This window comes from Aeromonas sp. A600620, assembly GCF_029479985.1.
Classification (GTDB): Bacteria; Pseudomonadota; Gammaproteobacteria; order Enterobacterales; family Aeromonadaceae; genus Aeromonas; species Aeromonas veronii_A.
Map to the genome: position 1 here is coordinate 57,753 of NZ_JAAKXB010000004.1, position 17,260 is coordinate 75,012.

12 protein-coding genes are annotated in these 17,260 nt (G+C 60.8%); 4 read left to right on the forward strand and 8 right to left on the reverse strand.

Annotated features, from left to right (window positions below; translation table 11 throughout):
- The first annotated feature begins 47 nt into the window (after positions 1-47).
- Complete coding sequence (locus G5533_RS07090) at positions 48-485, forward strand: PliI family lysozyme inhibitor of I-type lysozyme (protein WP_005347855.1); 438 nt, start codon at positions 48-50, stop codon at positions 483-485.
- An 80-nt stretch (positions 486-565) separates the two neighbouring features.
- Here G5533_RS07090 and pdxY read toward each other — a convergent pair whose 3' ends face one another.
- The 6 genes from pdxY to G5533_RS07120 form a co-directional block, all read right to left on the reverse strand.
- On the reverse strand, positions 566-1,429 hold the full coding sequence (gene pdxY, locus G5533_RS07095) for a pyridoxal kinase PdxY (RefSeq protein ID WP_441254654.1): 864 nt from the start codon (positions 1,427-1,429) through the stop codon (positions 566-568).
- Between the two features lie 71 nt (positions 1,430-1,500).
- Positions 1,501-3,633, reverse strand: coding sequence for a lysine decarboxylase CadA (locus G5533_RS07100; RefSeq protein WP_058059046.1), 2,133 nt, complete (start codon positions 3,631-3,633; stop codon positions 1,501-1,503).
- Positions 3,634-3,710: 77 nt separating this feature from the next.
- Positions 3,711-5,045 carry a cadaverine/lysine antiporter gene (gene cadB, locus G5533_RS07105; protein WP_005347861.1) on the reverse strand — a complete coding sequence of 445 codons (1,335 nt, stop codon included), beginning with the start codon at positions 5,043-5,045 and terminating at the stop codon, positions 3,711-3,713.
- A gap of 731 nt (positions 5,046-5,776) precedes the next feature.
- Positions 5,777-7,330, reverse strand: coding sequence for a lysine decarboxylation/transport transcriptional activator CadC (gene cadC / locus G5533_RS07110; RefSeq protein ID WP_115521350.1), 1,554 nt, complete (start codon positions 7,328-7,330; stop codon positions 5,777-5,779).
- 392 nt (positions 7,331-7,722) lie between these two features.
- Positions 7,723-9,003: an L-methionine/branched-chain amino acid transporter gene (gene yjeH / locus G5533_RS07115; protein WP_441254655.1), complete on the reverse strand. Its 1,281-nt coding sequence runs from the start codon at positions 9,001-9,003 to the stop codon at positions 7,723-7,725.
- A 101-nt stretch (positions 9,004-9,104) separates the two neighbouring features.
- A complete protein-coding gene (locus tag G5533_RS07120) occupies positions 9,105-10,004 on the reverse strand; it encodes a LysR family transcriptional regulator (protein ID WP_441254656.1) in 900 nt (299 codons plus the stop codon).
- Between the two features lie 156 nt (positions 10,005-10,160).
- Between G5533_RS07120 and G5533_RS07125 the strand changes: the two genes are divergently transcribed.
- Positions 10,161-11,189 carry an MBL fold metallo-hydrolase gene (locus tag G5533_RS07125; RefSeq protein WP_421298447.1) on the forward strand — a complete coding sequence of 343 codons (1,029 nt, stop codon included), beginning with the start codon at positions 10,161-10,163 and terminating at the stop codon, positions 11,187-11,189.
- A 66-nt stretch (positions 11,190-11,255) separates the two neighbouring features.
- On the opposite strand, the gene G5533_RS07130 is transcribed toward G5533_RS07125, so the two are convergent.
- Entirely contained in the window at positions 11,256-12,548 is a 1,293-nt protein-coding gene (locus tag G5533_RS07130; protein WP_005338498.1) for an HAAAP family serine/threonine permease, read from the reverse strand.
- Between the two features lie 498 nt (positions 12,549-13,046).
- Between G5533_RS07130 and G5533_RS07135 the strand changes: the two genes are divergently transcribed.
- Positions 13,047-13,985 (forward strand): LysR family transcriptional regulator, encoded by a 939-nt coding sequence (locus tag G5533_RS07135; protein ID WP_064338523.1) that lies wholly within the window; start codon positions 13,047-13,049, stop codon positions 13,983-13,985.
- Positions 13,986-14,058: 73 nt separating this feature from the next.
- Positions 14,059-15,471 carry an MATE family efflux transporter gene (locus G5533_RS07140; RefSeq protein ID WP_441254657.1) on the forward strand — a complete coding sequence of 471 codons (1,413 nt, stop codon included), beginning with the start codon at positions 14,059-14,061 and terminating at the stop codon, positions 15,469-15,471.
- Positions 15,472-15,585: 114 nt separating this feature from the next.
- Here the strand turns inward: G5533_RS07140 and alsS are convergent, their stop codons facing one another.
- Complete coding sequence (alsS, locus tag G5533_RS07145) at positions 15,586-17,256, reverse strand: acetolactate synthase AlsS (RefSeq protein ID WP_227342117.1); 1,671 nt, start codon at positions 17,254-17,256, stop codon at positions 15,586-15,588.
- Positions 17,257-17,260: the final 4 nt, after the last annotated feature.

A 17,260-nucleotide genomic window follows, 5' to 3' on the forward strand; every position in this document is an offset into this window, starting at 1 on the left:
GTCAGTGAACGGCCCTGCCGCTCACCGCAGTAACAAGGGTAACGCCTATGAAAACCTTGCTGATGACACTCGGTCTGCTCACTCTGCCCTTGACCGGCCAGGCAGCGGAGAGCTTCTTCAAACAGCTGACACTCCCCTCCGGTCAGGTGATCACGGTGGCTGAAGGACGCGGTGAACCCGCCTCCATCGGCAGCTACGACGTGCGCCTCTACTCCGGCGCCAATCCCCAGTTCCCGCTGGATCAGTTCATCGACGGCAAGGTGCTGCCGCGCGATGGCTCCATCAAGGAGCTGAAATTGCTGGATCTCAACGGTGACAAGCAGCCCGAGCTGGTGGTCATCATGGAGAGCGCCGGCAGCGGCAGCTACCTGAGCGCCGACGCCTTTACCATCAGTGCGCAAGAGGGGCTCGACACCTTCAACCATGTCGAGGGACTCGGGCCCAAGGAGGATGTGATCGAGGCGCTCAAGGATCCCAAGGATTAAGGCGCGACTGCCCCCGTGCTTCAGAAATAGAAAAAGCCCTGACCAGCAGGGCTTTTTTGTATCCAGAATCGGCGACGCTTCTACTCAAGGTGAGTGGCCCGGGTACGCACCAGCGGCAACGCCATTTCGTGCTGGGCCGCCACCAGTTGCAGCTCGTAGGCCCCCGTCAACCAGGTACGAGCCAGCACCGCATCCACGCTGGCGTTGGTAAGTTCGAACGCCGCTACCGGGGTACAACCGGCCAGCAGATTGGCCAGCATGGTGGCGCTCAGCAGATCCCCCACCCCGATGGGGTGGCGAGCAAAAGGGTAGAGCGGGCGGGAGAGGTGAAAGGTCCCCTCATCGCACACCAGCAGCATCTCGAAGCGGTCCATGGCAAAACCGGCCTTGCCCAGATGCTTGACCATCACCAGCTTGACCCCTTGCGCGCGCAGCTGCTGGCACGCCTCGATGGCCTCCGGCACATTGCGGATATCGCGGCCGGTGAGCTGCTCCAGCTCCAGCAGGTTGGGGGCCAGCAGGTCGGCGCGGGGCAAGGCCCGCTCCCGGAAAAAGTCGGTGACGCCGGGCGCCACTATGCACCCCTTGTCCGGATGACCCATCACGGGATCGCAGAAGTAGAGGGCGCCGGGATTGCACGCCTTGAGCCGGGCCACCGCCGCCAGGATCTCCTCCCCCTGCTCGGCCGAGCCGAGGTAGCCGCTCAGCAGCGCATCGCACTGGGCCAGCACGCCGATCTCCGCCAGCCCATCCACCAGCTGGGCGATATGGCCCGCCGGCATCACCATCCCCTGCCACCCCTCACTGTACTGGGTGTGGTTGGAGAACTGCACCGTGTTCATCGGCCACACCTCGATGCCGAGGCGACGCATGGGAAAGACGGCGGCACTGTTGCCGGCACAGCCAAAGACCACATGGGATTGAATGGAGAGCACTCGCTTCATGATGACTCACGCAAGAAAAGAGAAATTCCGGAGGGAAAAACGGGCCTTGCGGCCCGTTGTTGTCACTGTGATTAACGCAGCACCTTGACGGTGTAGCTGCCATCGGCCTGACGATAGAGACCGTGGATGTCGGTCTCGAAGCCCGGGTAGTGGGCACCGATCTCGCACAGCATCTCGAGGAACTCGAGCACCGGCAGAGAATCCTGGGTCACCATCTCGCCCGGCAGAACCAGCGGTACTCCCGGCGGGTACGGCAGGATCATGTTGGCGCTGATGCGGTCAACCATGTCACGCAGCGGCACTTCCACTACGTTGCCGGCCAGCTCTTGCTGCCATGCGGCGTGCGGAGTCATCTTCATCTCCGGCAGTACGTCGAACGCCTTGAACATCAGCTCCGGCAGACGGTACTTGCTGGTCAGCTCGTGAATGCGTTGCGCCAGCTCCTGGATACGCATCCCTTCGTAGAAGCTCGGGTCTTCACGATAGAGGCTCGGCAGGATGCTCTTGATGGTCAGGTTCAGGTCGTAGCCACGCTTGAACTCGGTCAGGGCACGCAGCAGCTGCATCGCCTTGGACTGATCGATACCGATGGAGAAGAGGAACAACATGTTGTAAGGGCCGGTCTTCTCGACCACGATGCCGCGCTCGTCCAGGAACTTGGAGACCAGAGAGGCAGGGATGCCCTTCTCCAGCAGCTGGCCGTCACGGCCCATACCCGGAGTCAGCAGAGTGACCTTGATCGGATCCAGGTACATGTGGTTGTCATCGATGTCCTTGAAGCCGTGCCAGTCATCTTTCGGATCCAGCTTCCAGCACTCGACGGTGTCGATGTTGTCCGGCTGCCATACGTCGAAGAACCAGCCTTCGCTCTGATCACGCAGACGCTTGATCTCTTTGCGGAAGGAGATGGCGCGATCGATGGAGTCCTTGATCAGACGCTTGCCGGTGTTGCCACGCATCATGGCAGCAGAGATCTCGGTCGATGCCACGATGCCGTACTGCGGCGAGGTGGAGGTGTGCATCATGAAGGCTTCGTTGAAGGTCTCTTCCTCCACGTCACCCTTGATGTGGATCATCGAGGCCTGGGAGAAGGCCGCCAGCAGCTTGTGGGTGGACTGGGTTTCGTAGAACACCTTGCCCGGCATCGCTTCGCCGCTCATGCCGCACTTGCCTTCATAGATCGGGCTGAAGTTGGTGTAAGGCACCCAGGCACTGTCGAAGTGGATGTAAGGAGTGTCCAGCGCCTCCTTGATGAAGCCGGTGTTGTAGAGCAGGCCATCATAGGTGGAGTTGGTGACGACGGCGTAACGGGGAGCCTGGGCACCCGGTGTAGCGGCAACCTTGGCTGCGATGGTGTCGCGGCTGAATTCGCTCTGCGGGATACCACCCAGAATGCCGTAGGCGTTGCGGGTCGGACGGAAGTAGATCGGCGTCACGTCGTTCATCATCATCAGGTGAGTGAGCGACTTGTGGCAGTTACGGTCAACCAGCACGGTACTGCCGGCAGGCGCGGAGTACATGCCGACGATCTTGTTGGCAGTAGAGGTGCCGTTGGTAACGATGTAGGAGCGATCGGCGTTGAAAGTACGGGCGATGTACTCTTCGGCTTCCTTGTGCGGACCTGAGTGATCCAGCAGGGAGCCCAGCTCCGGCATAGAGATGGAGACGTCAGCCTTGAACGCGTTCGGGCCATAGAAGTCATAGAAGATGCTGCCGGCCGGGCTCATCTGGAAGGCGGTACCGCCCATGTGACCCGGAGTACAGAAGGTGTATTTACCCTCTTCCACGTACTTGAACAGTGCCTTGGTGAACGGCGGCAGGATGGCGTCCTGATACTCCTGAGTGGCCTGACCCATCTTGAGGGCGATGTCGTCAGCCATGCCGAGACGGTACTCGAAGAAGTGCACGTTCAGACGCAGGTCGGTCAGGTGAATATCCAGGGTGGACTGGTCGTTGGCGAAGGCGAAGATCGGCAGCTTCTCGTTGCGATCGTGGATCTCCTTGCACAGGCCCAGAGAGTATTTGTCCCAGTCGAAGATGGCGCCGCAAACGCGGGGGTTCTTCTCGATCAGTTTCAGCAGGTCGGCCACATCGACCGGATAAACAACCTCGAAACCCTTGCGCTCGAGGGAGGCTTGCAGCTGGCGAATGGGTTCTTCTTTAAAGAAAACGCCCAGGTGGTTGAGGATGGCAATGATATTCATCGTAATGCTCCACACGTAAAGGGGCGCTCTCCATCAGGGATGGTGAGTGAAGAGCGCTCGGAAGATAAAAGGGGGAATTAGTTGCTGGGTTGCTCGTTGAGCAGGGCGTCGTGCTGACGCAGACCCTGTTTTTTGGCGTAGAACATCAGGATGATGAGCGACACCACGAAGGTAGCGGTAAGGTTGGAACCCTTGGCACCCATCAGGGCTACCAGACAGAAGACGCAGGCCACACCGGAGAAGATCATGGCGCCGATGCTGCGGGAGGTCATGCCTTCAAAACGGATCAGGTTAATGCTGGAGTAGAAGTAGGGCAGCATGGTCAGCAGCACCGCATCTGTGGTCAGCACGTTGAAGAGATCGGCAGCGTGAGCGGACTGGGAGGTGAAGGCGGTCAGGCCAACCATCAGGGCAGTCATCTTCAGGGAGCCCAGGATCAGACCCTTCTTGGCCACGCCGTTCTTGTCCACTTCGCCGTAGATTTTCGGGAAGTTGCCGTCGTTGGCGGCACGCTTGCCCGCCTCGCCCACCAGCATCATCCAGGAACCGAGCGAGGTGAAGCAGGCCAGGGCGGTGAAGGCAGAAACAAACGGCGCAGACCAGCTACCGAAGATGGCGGAAGAGGCCATGGCAAACGGGGCGCCGGAGGCTGCCACTTCACCGGCCGGGAACATGCCGCTGATCACCTGGGTAGAGAGGATGTAGATAACACCCGCGATACCGGTACCCAGCATGGTAGCGAGCGGTACGGTGCGCTTGGGGTTCTTCACCATGCCGGAAGAGACGGCGGCAGATTCAACACCGACGAAGGACCAGAGGCAGATCAGCACGGCACTGATGACCGCATGCAGGTCGCTGCCGCTGGTGGTGTTCCAGTTCTGGCTGTAGACAGTGGCATCAAAATGACCCCAACCCATCACCGCAGTACCGACCACCGGCAGCAGGATCAGCACCAGACCCAGAGTACAGAGTCGGCTCACCCAGCTACCGCCAAGCAGGTTGACGAAAGTGAAGATCCAGACGGCAGCGATGGTGGCTGCGGCGGCCGGGATCGGGCTGTTGAGAATGGGGAAGAAGACCGAGAGGTAGGAGACGCCGGTAATGGCGATGGCCAGGTTACCGATCCAGTTGGCGTGGTAATAGAGCACACCGGTCTGGAAACCGAACACCGGAGAGATCTCGCCAGCGTAAGCAATGGGGCCACCCTCTTGCGGGTTCTTGGTAGCAAGGCGGGCGAAGACGAAGGCGAGGCCCATGGCGCCTACCAGACAGATTGCCCAGCTAAAGACAGAGATGGAGCCGATGGTGGCCAGTGCCGAAGGCAGCAGCGCGATGCCACTCCCCATCATGTTGCCGGCCACCACACCTGTACAGGCGATAAGGCCAATCTTCTTGCTCGTATCGAGGGACATAAGATCTCCGGTTCTATAAAAGGTCGGGTCGTCACATACACATTTGGCGGAACGCCCCGCCAAAGAATGGGCACAGACTAGGCCTCTCATCCCCGGAAAACATAAAGACCAGCTAACGGATAAAAATATGAGACAACTTTTTTCGCCGCCTCGTCACTTTTGATAAAAACCATTTAAAAACAGTACATTGACATCACATTACACAGCCGTCTTGATAAAACCTTGATATCCGACCGCCCCATTCTTGCCCCTTGATAACCCCCTTATCTCGCCGTCTTGATATTTTTGGCCAGATAAACCCGGGATAAAGCAGCTCCCATTGCGCCCCCTGCCCTTGCGGCCATTTGGAAGCCCTGCGGATCATCACCCTGAGTGGCCGCTCACCTCCTGTTCGCCCCGCCGCTCGGCTCATCACAATCCAGGCTCAGAGGTAAAGCGCAACGGCGATAACCGGTCAGCAATGAGAAATGGGTCGAGACAGACAGCTTATCCCGCCGCCAACCATGAGCAGATGTCACAAGCTGAGCGCGGCGCAAAGCCGGGCAGAATGCCGCGTGCAAGACAAAGGCAAGTGGGGAGCTGCGGGGGATAAATCGGGCCGCACCAGAACGACTATCCCCGGTGGCAAACAAGCAGGATTGAAACAAGCAGAAACAGCACAGGCCGCCCGAAGGCAGCCTGTGGATGAGGTCGGCAACCGCACCGACCGGGGGAAAACCAACACTGCGGAGTTAGAAGAGCTTCACCTTGCTCTGACCCAGCGCATTGAACAGAGCCGGGGTGAGGCTCTCCATATTGCTGTAGAAACCGAGCTGCTGGCAGAGCAGATAGGTCTGCTCGGTCGCCTCCATCAGAAAGGCCTGACTGTAGGCATCACCCGCCGCCTCGGGACGACCGTCCAGCTCCGCCAGCTTGCCCTGCAGTATGTAATAGAGCACAGAGCGGCCGCGACTCGCCGCCTTCTCCAGCAGATAGTTGGCCTGCTGTTGCTGGCCGTTGAGGATCGCCTGCAGGGTCAACGCCTCCCACACCCGAGCAGGGAGAGCGCCGCTGCTTTGCACCACGCTGGCGAGATGGGTGCCAATCCCCTGCAACCGCTCGCTCTCGGATTTTCCCGCCAGGGTGGCCAGCGCCTCGCCCGCCAGATAGCGCTCCGCCAACAGCAGCGGCTGATCCGGATGGGCAATCAGCGCCTGCTCCAGCAGATCAATCCCACGCTTGAGGGCGACCGGATCCCGGCTGTTGATGTAGTACTGCGCCTCCATCATCGCCATCAGGGAGGCATCATCGGTCGGCCAGCCCATCCCCGGCTCGGCATCGGGCTGGTCGAGGGCACGCAGCAGATCCTGGCTGCTGGCCTGCAACACGCCGTGCACACTGTGGCGACTGAGCTGGTACTGATGGCTGAACAGCACCCGGTTGGTGTTGATATTGCGATACTCCAGATCGAGATAGGTTCCACGGGGCTGGCGGGTGACCCGCACACTCAGCTCCTTGCCGGGCATGATGCCCCCCATCAGAGTGGTGGCACCATACTGCACCCGCAGCGGCGTAGCCACGGCCACCTCCCCCATCAGGGCGCGGGTAATGCCATCGGCGAGGCGCACGTTCTCGTTGTTGTCATCCATGCCGGAGTGGAAGCGGAACACCAGCAGATTGGGATCCAGCATGGCATGCACCTGGGGGCTGGTGTGCTGGTAGCTGAGCATGCTGACAATGGCGATCAGCACGATGGCAACGAAGATATCGAAACTCACCATCTTCCAGCGGCTGCGAGCATCCTTGGCATGGGTGGAGATGGCGCGGGTCAGGGGCCCGGCGGGAAAAGGGGCGACATTGGGCTGTGCATCATCATCCTGCTCAGCCGCGGGCGGGCTCAGATCGGATAGAGTCGGGTTGTCGGAGAGAGCGGTATTGACCGCAGGAGCAGGCTGCTCGTCCGCCATCACCACGGAAACCACCTGCAGCGGCCTTACCGGTGCCACCAGCTTGTAGCCGCGCTTGGGCACGGTGACGATATAGTCGGTCGCATCGGTGCGACCATCTTTGAGGATCTTGCGCAGTTCGAAGATGGACTGGGTCACCACCTGATCGGTCACCTCGGCGCCATCCCACACCTCGTTGATCAGGGCATCGCGGCCAAACACGGTGCCGGCATTATGGGCCAGAAACCGCAACAGGTTGACCAGCCTGGGTTCGAGGTAGACCTCGCGGTCGGGGCGGCACAACATGTTGTCGTCAACGCTCAGGGTCCAGTCGTGGATCTCAAAAACCGATTCGCTCATGATTCACTCGCTGCAGATGGTGACAATGCACGATGAGAGAGACGCAAAACCCGGGCTGACTGAACGGAACAAGGCGCTATCACCACAGGTGACAGATAAAAAGAGAACCGAAGCAGTCACATCTCTGAGAGTCAGTCTGGCCAGGCCATCCTGTTTACGTCTGAAGGGCATCCTTGCGGGCATTCCGACCACCGGGATCGGAAGGGATCACTTTAAGCAAAACGGGAGCTGGATCCCACTTTTTTTGGCTATAAATCGCCGTTGAGTTGATCCGACACCGCACTTTTCGGCAAATAGCGTGCCAACTAGTATTCATATGAACATCCCATATGCCGGAATCAAAAAGCCCTGAACATCAGGGCTTTCTCATTTCTTCGACCATCGGGGAGATGTTACTTCGCCACTGAGAGCGCATCCTGCTGACGACTACGGCGCAGATGACGCCGCCACAGCGAGAAGCCGCCGTAGCCAAGACTGAGCACCACCGCATAGAGCACCTGAGAAGCGAGCGCCACCAGTACCAGAGCGCAGAGCAGCACGCTCACCCCAGCCAGCCCCTTGCCCACCCCGCCAAGCAGACGCCAGCCCGCCGCCATGCAGAGCAGGTAGACCAGCACGAAATTGCCGTTGGCGTAGCGGATCAGCTCATCGAGCGGCAGTCGCAGCCAGATGATCAGGGTGATGCAGAGCAGACAGATGGCGAGCACCAGAGTAAGCGCCCGCAGCGGCGCGCCGCGCGCGGTGAGCACGGCCAGCGAGGGGGGCAACTTGCCTTCCCGCGCCATGCTCCAGATCAGCCGGGCAAAGCCCTGAATGTAGATATTGATGCTGGCAAAGCAGGAGAGATAACCGAGCACCGCCACCAGCCACTTGGCGGTGGGGCCGAACAGCAGCGCCAGCAGGGAGGGGATGGCGGTGGCATTTTTCGCCTCATCGCCGTAGAGGCCATATTTGAGCACCACCAGCGAGTGTACCCAGTAGATGAGCCCCGCTAGCAGCACACCGCCGAGCAGGGCGATGGGGTAGTCCCGCTCCGGCCGCTTGAACTCCTCCCCCATGTGGGCGAAGGCTTCCAGCCCGACGAAACACCAGAACATCACCGCCAGCGCGGTGGCCATAGGGGGCCACTCATCCGCGCTCGGCAGCGGCCGGGCCGCATCGCGCCAGCTCACCTCCCCCTTGAACCAAATGAGCAGGGTGAGCCCCAAAATGGCGAGCGCAATCAGCAGTTGCAGATTGCCGGAGGAGCGCGCCCCGCGCAGCCCCAGCAGAAAGACCCCGAGCAGGGTCAGCAGCTGGATGGCCCAGAGGGTCCACTCCCCCATCTCGAACAGGGCGTGCCAGAAACCGGTGGCAATCATCAGGGCGGCGGGCAGCCCCACCGGCAGCACAGCCAGAAAGAGGAAGGCGGAGAAGCGCTCGGCGCCGTTGCCAAAGGCGAGGCCAATCAGGTGCGGCGCGCCACCCGCATGGGGATAGCGACGGCCGAGGAGAGCGAAGGTAAAGGCGATGGGCAGCACCAGCGCAATCAGCAGCAACCAGGCCCAGAGCGAGGCCCCGCCCGCCAGCGAGGCGGCAGTCGCCGGTACCACGAAGATCCCGGTGCCGAGCAGCGAGGTGGCGAGCAGCCCCATCCCCTGCCAGAGCCCGAGATCCTTTTTCAACCCAGACATATCCTTTTGTCCCGACTAGAAAAACATCCCGCCATGTTAGGCCTGCTCCGCCCCTTTGTTAAGCACGATGGTTAAGCGCGGTGGCGAGAATATGCAGCCTTTTATTCAGGCTCGGGCTCAGCTTGCAGGGATTCGGCCAGAAAATCCCCCAGCAGAGTGATCTTGAGCACCTGCCGCCGCGCCGCCGGATAGATGAAGTAGAGGGTCTTGGCCGGGCTCTGATAGCGGCCAAGCAGCGGCAGCAAACGCCCCGAAGCGATATGCTCACGCACCTGTTCGGCGGGCTGCAAGGTGATGCCAGCCCCCGAGAGCGCAGCCGTCAACAAGGCTGGCCAGTGATTGATGCGCAGGCGCGAGGCGACCCGCACCTCCTCGCTCTGGCCATCCTCGCCGACAAACTGCCAGCGCTCGTGCTCGCCCCAGTTGCCATGCAGACACTGGTGGCGGGCGAGATCGGCCGGATGACGGGGTACGCCGTGGCGATTGAGGTAGTCGGGGGCCGCGCAGAGGCGGTAGTGCTGGGTCAGCAGCGGACGGGCGATCAGCGCCTCATCCTGCGGGCGCAGGGTGCGGATAGCGGCGTCGAACCCCTCCTCCACCAGATCGACCCAGCGGGGGGTGAGCTGCAGATCTAGATCCAGCTTGGGGTAGCGGTCGAGAAAAGCGGGCAGCAGCGGCACCAGCCGGTGGTGGCCAAAGCTGAGGGGGGCGGCGATGCGCAGCCGTCCGGCCGGCTCGGCCAGCAGATTCTGGGTGAGCGACTCGGTCAGTGCCATCTCCTCCTGTACCCGCTGGCAGCGAGCCAAAAACAGCTGGCCCAGCTCGGTGAGAGTCTGCTGGCGGGTGGTCTTGTGAAACAGCTTGCCCCCCAGCCACTGCTCCAGTCCCAGCACATGCTTGCCCACCATCTGGGCGCTGATCCCCTCTTCGCTCGCCACCGCGCTGTAGGAGCCGAGATCCACCACCCGGGTGAAGATACGCATGCTGGTCAATCGGTCCACAACCCCTCCTTTTTGCCCGTTTCAAGGCCGTTTGGCCCGCGACAAGGGCTCTGATTCACAACCAAAAGTTTAGTAAGAAATGATTTTTAGCCAATTTATCGCACTTTTGGTTACCAATATAGTGACCAGCAACGCCACCAAACAGGACATATCCCCATGAAAAGCACCTATCTGGCCGCCCTGCTGGTCGGTCTGCTGGCCACCGGTGTCAGCCAGGCGGCCGAAAGCAGCTTTATCAGCAACCTCGATCACGCCCCGGCCACAGCAACTCAAGCCCGGCCCGATATCTTCCGGGTCAGCCTGCTCGGTACCGGCACCCCGGTGCCCCAGATCAGCCGCGGCGGCTACAGCACCCTGGTCGAGGCGGGCAACCAGAAGCTGGTGTTCGACTTTGGCCGCAACTCCGCCACTCGCCTGTGGCAGCTGCATATCCCCATCGGCCGGGTCAACGCCTTCTTCCTCACCCACTTTCACTCCGACCACACCAACGGGCTGGCGGATCTCTGGCTGACCGGCTGGCTGCAACCGGCCTATGGCCAGCGCCACGCGCCGATGGAGCTCTACGGCCCCAAAGGCACCACAGCTCTCGCCCGTGGCTTGCAGCAGGCCTACGCCACCGACATCGCCACCCGGGTCAAGGATGAGGGAACGCCGCTGGACGGGGTGGAGATCAACAGCCACGAGGTCACCGCCGGGGTGGTCTACAACCATGACGGGGTCAAGGTGACTGCCTTTGACAACGACCACGGGGTCAACATCAAGCCGTCATTCGGCTATCGCATCGACTACCACGGCCACAGCGTGGTGCTCTCCGGCGATACCCGCTACAGCCCCGAAGTAGTGAAGCAGGCCAAAGGGGCCGATCTGCTGGTGCACTGCGTCTCCATGACCTCTGCCGAGCAGATGAAGGCCAACCCCGGCTACAAGGCAATCGCCGGTCACCTCGCCTCCCCTGAGCAGGCGGCCCGGGTAATGAACGAAGCCAAACCGGCGCTGACCGTGTTCAGCCATATCGGCCTCAACGGCAAGATCAGGGTGAAGGATCTGGCGCAGGATCTGCGCGCCCGCTACTCGGGCCCCTTTGTCATCGGCAACGACCTGATGCAGATTGATCTGCCCACCACGGCCTCCGGCAAGGGCTATGCCCTCTGGCAGTCGGAGAATATCGACAATGCCCAATCCTGAATCCCGGCCATAAAAAAGCCGCCTCTTGCGAGGCGGCTTCTTCATTCAACTTGGTAACCGACGTTATCAGGCAATCAGCTTGTAGATGATACCGGACATGGCGATCAGGCCGATGATGGTCACGAAACCGTTGCTGATGTTGCCAGCGTATTTGCGCATGGCCGGAACCTTGGTGATGGCGTACATCGGCATCAGGAACAGCAGCATTGCGATGATCGGGCCGCCCAGGTCTTCAATCATGCCGAGGATGCTCGGGTTGATGGTGGCGATGGCCCAGGTAGTCAGGATCATGAACACGGCAGTGACTTTGTTCAGTTGCTTGGTGTCAACGTTCTTGCCCTTCTCGCGCAGCGCCTTGGCCATCAGGCCGTTCATGCCCTCTTGCGCACCCAGGTAGTGACCCAGGAAGGATTTGCTGATGGCAACCATGGCGATCAGCGGAGCCACAGTACCGATAACCGGGTTATCGAAGTGGTTGGCCAGGTAGGACAGGATGGAGATGTTCTGTTCTTTGGCAGCAGCCAGGTCAGCCGGGGAGAGGCTCAGTACGCAGCTGAATACGAAGAACATAACGGTCATCACCATCATGACGTGGGCGCCCAGCAGGATGTTGCTGCACTTCTTCTCGGCACCTTCACCGTAACGACCTTTGTTGTCCACCGCGAAGGAGGAGATGATCGGGGAGTGGTTGAAGGAGAACACCATTACCGGGATAGCCAGCCACAGGGTCTTGATGAAATCACCGTTGAAGGCGTCGGACAGGGCCGGAGCTTCAGTGATGATGGCACCGTTCCAGTGCGGGATCAGGTAGAACGCCAGACCCATCAGGGTGAGCACGAACGGGAATACCAGCACGCTCATCGCTTTGACGATAACCTGGCCGCCCAGACGAACAACCGCCATCAGACCGAGGATCAGGGCCAGTGACAGAACGGCACGGGGAGGTGCAGACATGCCCAGCTGGTGAACAATCACGCTCTCGACGGTGTTGGTAATGGCGACTGAATACATCAGCACGATCGGGTAGATGGCAAAGAAGTAGAGCAGGGTGATGAATTTGCCTGCGGTCTTGCCGAAGTGCTCTTCTACTACTTCAGTGATGTCGCCATCACGAGTAGAGCCGGACAGCACGAAGCGGGTCAGACCACGGTGAGCAAAGAAAGTCAGCGGCAGCGCCAGGATCAACATGGCAACCAGCGGCCACAGACCACCTACACCGGCGTTGATTGGCAGGAAGAGCACACCGGCACCGATCGCGGTACCGTACAGACCCAGCATCCAGACCACATCGGCCTTGTTGACGCCGCGGGAGGTGTTGCTGGCTAAACGACCATCAGCTGCAATATTCATGTCAGACATACGTTGTTCCTGTCATCTAGGAAAATGGGATTCTTGTTTGGTCGGGCCTTGGCCCGGTTCCATCTCCCTGGAACGCCTGCTGTCCGTCCTTGATATTAACCTCTCGCCCCCCGGCAACCTGGCCATCACTCCTTGTGACAACAGGATTGCAACAAACAACAGTGCGAGATTTTGACCCTGAGGGTCGGCGCCCGTCTCACTTAACAACCGATTAACGTGCGCCACTCTTGATGGGCTGACTTTAATTAAATGCCCTTATTAATCACAGCGTTTTTTTGAATTAATCAACCAAAGTTTGATTTTGGTCGCCTTTCGGACGACCAAGATCACACTCAAAGCGCCTTATTGTGAGTTTTTTTTAACAATTCAACTTAGTTTCACTGGAATCAATGGCCTGCGAGCAGCTACATATTTGCAACAAGCCACCCGTTTAGCGCGGATTGTGTGCAGCACGGCCTTGGCGTACCCTTGTGACTCACGCCTTTTTGTTGATTGATGATGACCATTACCCGTACCGATCTCGCCGAACTGGCGGTATTTGCCGCCGTCGCCCGTCACCGCAGTTTCAGCAAGGCCGCCCTCGAACTCGGGGTCTCCGCCTCCGCCCTCAGCCATAGCCTGAAGGGGCTGGAAGCCCGTCTGGGGGTGCGGCTGCTCAACCGCAGCACCCGCGCCGTGGTACCGACCGAAGCGGGCCAGCGGCTGCTCAAGCAGCTGCTCCCCACCCTCAATACTCTTGAAGAGGCGCTTTGCGAGCTAGCCCGCAACAGCGATGAACCGGTGGGTCGACTCAAACTCTGCGCCCCCCGCGGCGCCATCGACAGCCTGCTGGCACCTGTGCTGATCGACTATCTGGCCCGTTATCCGCGGATGCAGGTGGAGGTGGTGGAGCAGGAGCTGATGCCCCGGCTGATTGAAGATGGTTACGATGCCGCGCTCTTTTATGGCGATCTGCTGCCCAAGGAGATGATCGGCATCCCCCTCGGCCCGCCCCAGCGTTATCTGGTGGTGGGCTCCCCGGCCTATCTGGCGGAGCACGGTACGCCGGAGCACCCGAGCGAGCTGAGCCGCCACGCCTGCATCGGCTATCGCCTCACTCCGCACCATCACTATCGCTGGGCCTTTGCCGCCGACGGCACCATGCTGGAGATCGAAGTAACCGGGCCGCTCACCACCAGCACCCCGGCCCTCTATCTGGGCGCCGCCGAGGCTGGGTTGGGGCTCGCCTACTGTCTGGAAGAGGAGGTGAGCCAAAAAGTCGCGGAAGGGAAACTGCTCACCGTGCTGGAGCCCTGGTGCCCCACCTTTGCCGGCTTCTACCTCTTCTATCCCAGTCGGCATCAACTGGGCAGCGGCCTGCGCATCCTGATCGACATGCTCAAGGCCCACTACCAAAACCCCGGATTAATGAGTAATACTCAGCAATTCATCAAGTGAAACCCTGATTATCACCAAATAAGTATTAATCTAGACTAGCTGTTCGATAATCGAACTCCCCGAGAGAACAGATATGTCTGCCTATTTAACACTGCGGCAACGGGCCATGACCCGTCGCTTCTGGGCTTACGCCCTCCCCTCCATTCTTGCCATGCTGGTCTCGGGGGCCTACTACCTCATCGACGGCATCTTCGTCGGCCACTATGTCGGTGCCGCTGGCCTCGCCGGGATCAACCTGATCTATCCGGTCATCATGGTGCTGATTGGTCTGGCCGCCATGATCAGCATGGGGGCCGCCACTGCCATCTCCTTCCAGCAAGGGGCGAAAAACGACAAGCTGGCCCGTCAGGCGCTGGTCAACGCCCTCTGGCTGCTGGCCGGACTCGGGGGCGTTGCGCCGGTGCTGCTCTATTACACCCACACCGATATCCTGCTGGGGCTGGGGATTGAACAGGGCACCGAGACCTGGAAACAGGCAAGCGACTACCTAACCTGGATTGGCGGCGGTACCCTGCTGCTGGCCAGCAATCTGGCGGTGCCCTATCTGCTGCGCAACGATGGCCGCCCGAAACTGGCCATGGTGCTGGTGAGCAGCGGCGCCGTGCTCAATATCATCCTCAACTACATCATGGTGGGTCGGCTGGGGCTGGGATTGATCGGGACTGCGCAAGCCACCCTGATGGCAGAGGGTGCGGTGAGCCTGATCGGCCTTGGCTACTTCTTTACCCCCTGGGCGCGGCTGCGCCTCAGCTGGCGGGATCTGGTGCCCAACCTCCCCGCCATGCCGCACCTGCTCTTTACCGGCCTGCCGAGCCTGATTGCCCAGTTCAACCTCGGCCTGCTGCTGATGCTGCACAACAGCCAGCTGATGGTGTATGGCAATATGAAGGATCTGGCGGGTTTTACCGTTGCCGGTTACACCGAGGCGGTCTTTATCGTCATCCTGCAGGGGCTGGCGTTCGGCATTCAGCCGCTCATCAGCAAAGCGGCGGGGGCCAAGCGCCACCGCAACCTCAAGTACCTCATGGAGATGGGGCTCAAGTTCACCTTTATCTACGGCATGCTGGTGTGGCTCACCATCCAGCTGCTGCCGGGACAGGTCGCCATGCTCTATACCGGCGACAAGGATCCCGAACTGCTGGCCGCTGCCATCAGCAGCCTGACCCTCAACCTCGGCGCCATTCCGCTGGAGGGGATCATCATGTTCGGCATAGTGCTGCTGCAATCCATGGCGCGTACCCGTCAGGCGCTGGTCATCTCCATCGCCAAAACCGTGTTGCTGCTGCCGCTCATCTTCCTGCTGCCACAACTGTGGGGTCGTGATGGGGTGCTGATGGCCCAGCCCGCGACCGTGCTGCTGCTCACCCTGCCGCTCTGCTGGCTGCTGTGGCGCGAGTGGCTGCGCCTGAAGATGGCCTGCGCGCCAAAAAACAAGCGTCGCCCGCAACCGGCCCGCGCACGCGCCGCCGTCCAGCTGGCCCGTTAAGACCACCCATCCCGCAAAACAATAAAAAACCGGCATCCCCTGATGCCGGTTTCTGCTATATGGGCGGGTCTGCCTGCCCTTACTCGAGGATTCAGGCCAGCACTGCTGCCCACACTATGCCAATACTTCTGGCCTGAGCTGGGCCATCAGCCCCGGGTTGTCGGAGTAATCCACCGGAATGGCCACCACAGCAGGCCCCTCCACCGCCAGCGCGGCCCGCAGGGTGGCGCGCAGCTCGTCGGCCGAGCGCACCGCAAACCCGGCCGCCCCGAACGATTCGGCATAGCGTTTGAAGTCGATGGGGCCAAAAGAGACGCCAGAGGTGCGACAATACTTCTGCTGCTCCTGCATCGCCACCATGTTGTAGCCGTTATCGACCCAGATGATGTGGACGATATTGCTCTTGAGCCGCACCGCCGTCTCCAGCTCCATGCTCGACTGCATAAAGCTGCCATCCCCCGATACCGAGATCACCCTCTCACCCGGCCTTACCAGCGCCGCGCCGATGGCCCACGGCAGTGCCACCCCCATGGTCTGCTGACCGTTGGAGATCAGCACCTGACGGGCGCGGAAGCTGTAGAGGTAGCGGGCAATCCAGATATGGAAGCTGCCCATGTCGACGCAGAGGGTCATGTCGTCGCGCACCAGATCCTGCAGCTCGCGCACGATACGCAAGGGGTGAACCGGATTGCCGTGCATATCATCGGCCCGCATCGCCAGTCGCAGCCGCTGCTGACGTACCCCTTGCAGCAGCCGATCCACCTCGGGGGGGCGGATTTTCGGATTGCCCATGATGCGGGTCAGCTGCAACAGGTTGGCGCGGATCGACCCCACCAGCTCGGCGGTCGGGCAGTAGCTGCTGTCGATATCGGCAGGCAGCACGTCGATATGGAGGATGCGCCGCTCCCGGTCGCCATTCCACAGCACGGGGTCGTACTCGATGGGGCTGTAGCCGATGCAGATCACCAGGTCGGCCCCTGCCAGCAGTTGATCCCCCGGCTGGTTGTTGAAGAGCCCCACCCGTCCGGCAAAGTCATCGAAGTGGCAGCTGTCCACCACCCCGGCAGCCTGATAGGTACCGGTCACCGGCAGCCGCACCTTGTCGAGGAAGGCGCGCACTGCCTCGGCATTCTCCGGCCGACTCGCCATCAGGCCGAGCAGCACCACTGGATTCTGGGCGTTGCGCAGCAGGGTCAATGCCTGCTCCATATTCTGTTCATCGGCACAGCCCGGCTCCGGCACTTCCCGAGGCACCAGCACATTGCCCTTCACCGGCTTGTTGATGATATCCATCGGCAGGCTGACAAACGCCGCCCCCGGCCGTCCCAGCTCGGCGGCGCGAAAAGCGTTGGCCATCACTTCCGAGATCGCCGCCCCGCTGTTGACCTGGGCGCTGAACTTGGTGACCGGACGGCAGAGGTTGACCGTATCCATGCTCTGATGAGTGAGCTTGAGGCCATCGGCACGGCGCACTGCACCGCCCAGCGCCACCATGGGGTCTCCCTCCGAGGTGGCAGTCGCCAACCCGGTAATGAGGTTGGAGCAGCCGGGGCCCGAGGTGACCAGCGCCACCCCCGCCTTGCCGGTCAGGCGCCCCACGGCGGCCGCCATAAAGGCGGCATTCGCCTCGTGGCGCACCACTATGGTCTCGATGGGGGAATCCTCCAGCGCATCGAACACCCGGTCAATCTTGGCACCAGGAATACCGAACACCTGCTTGACCCCTTGCGCCTCCAGATGACGAACCACCAGCTCGGCACCGCACTTCCACTGTCTGTTTTCCATGTTA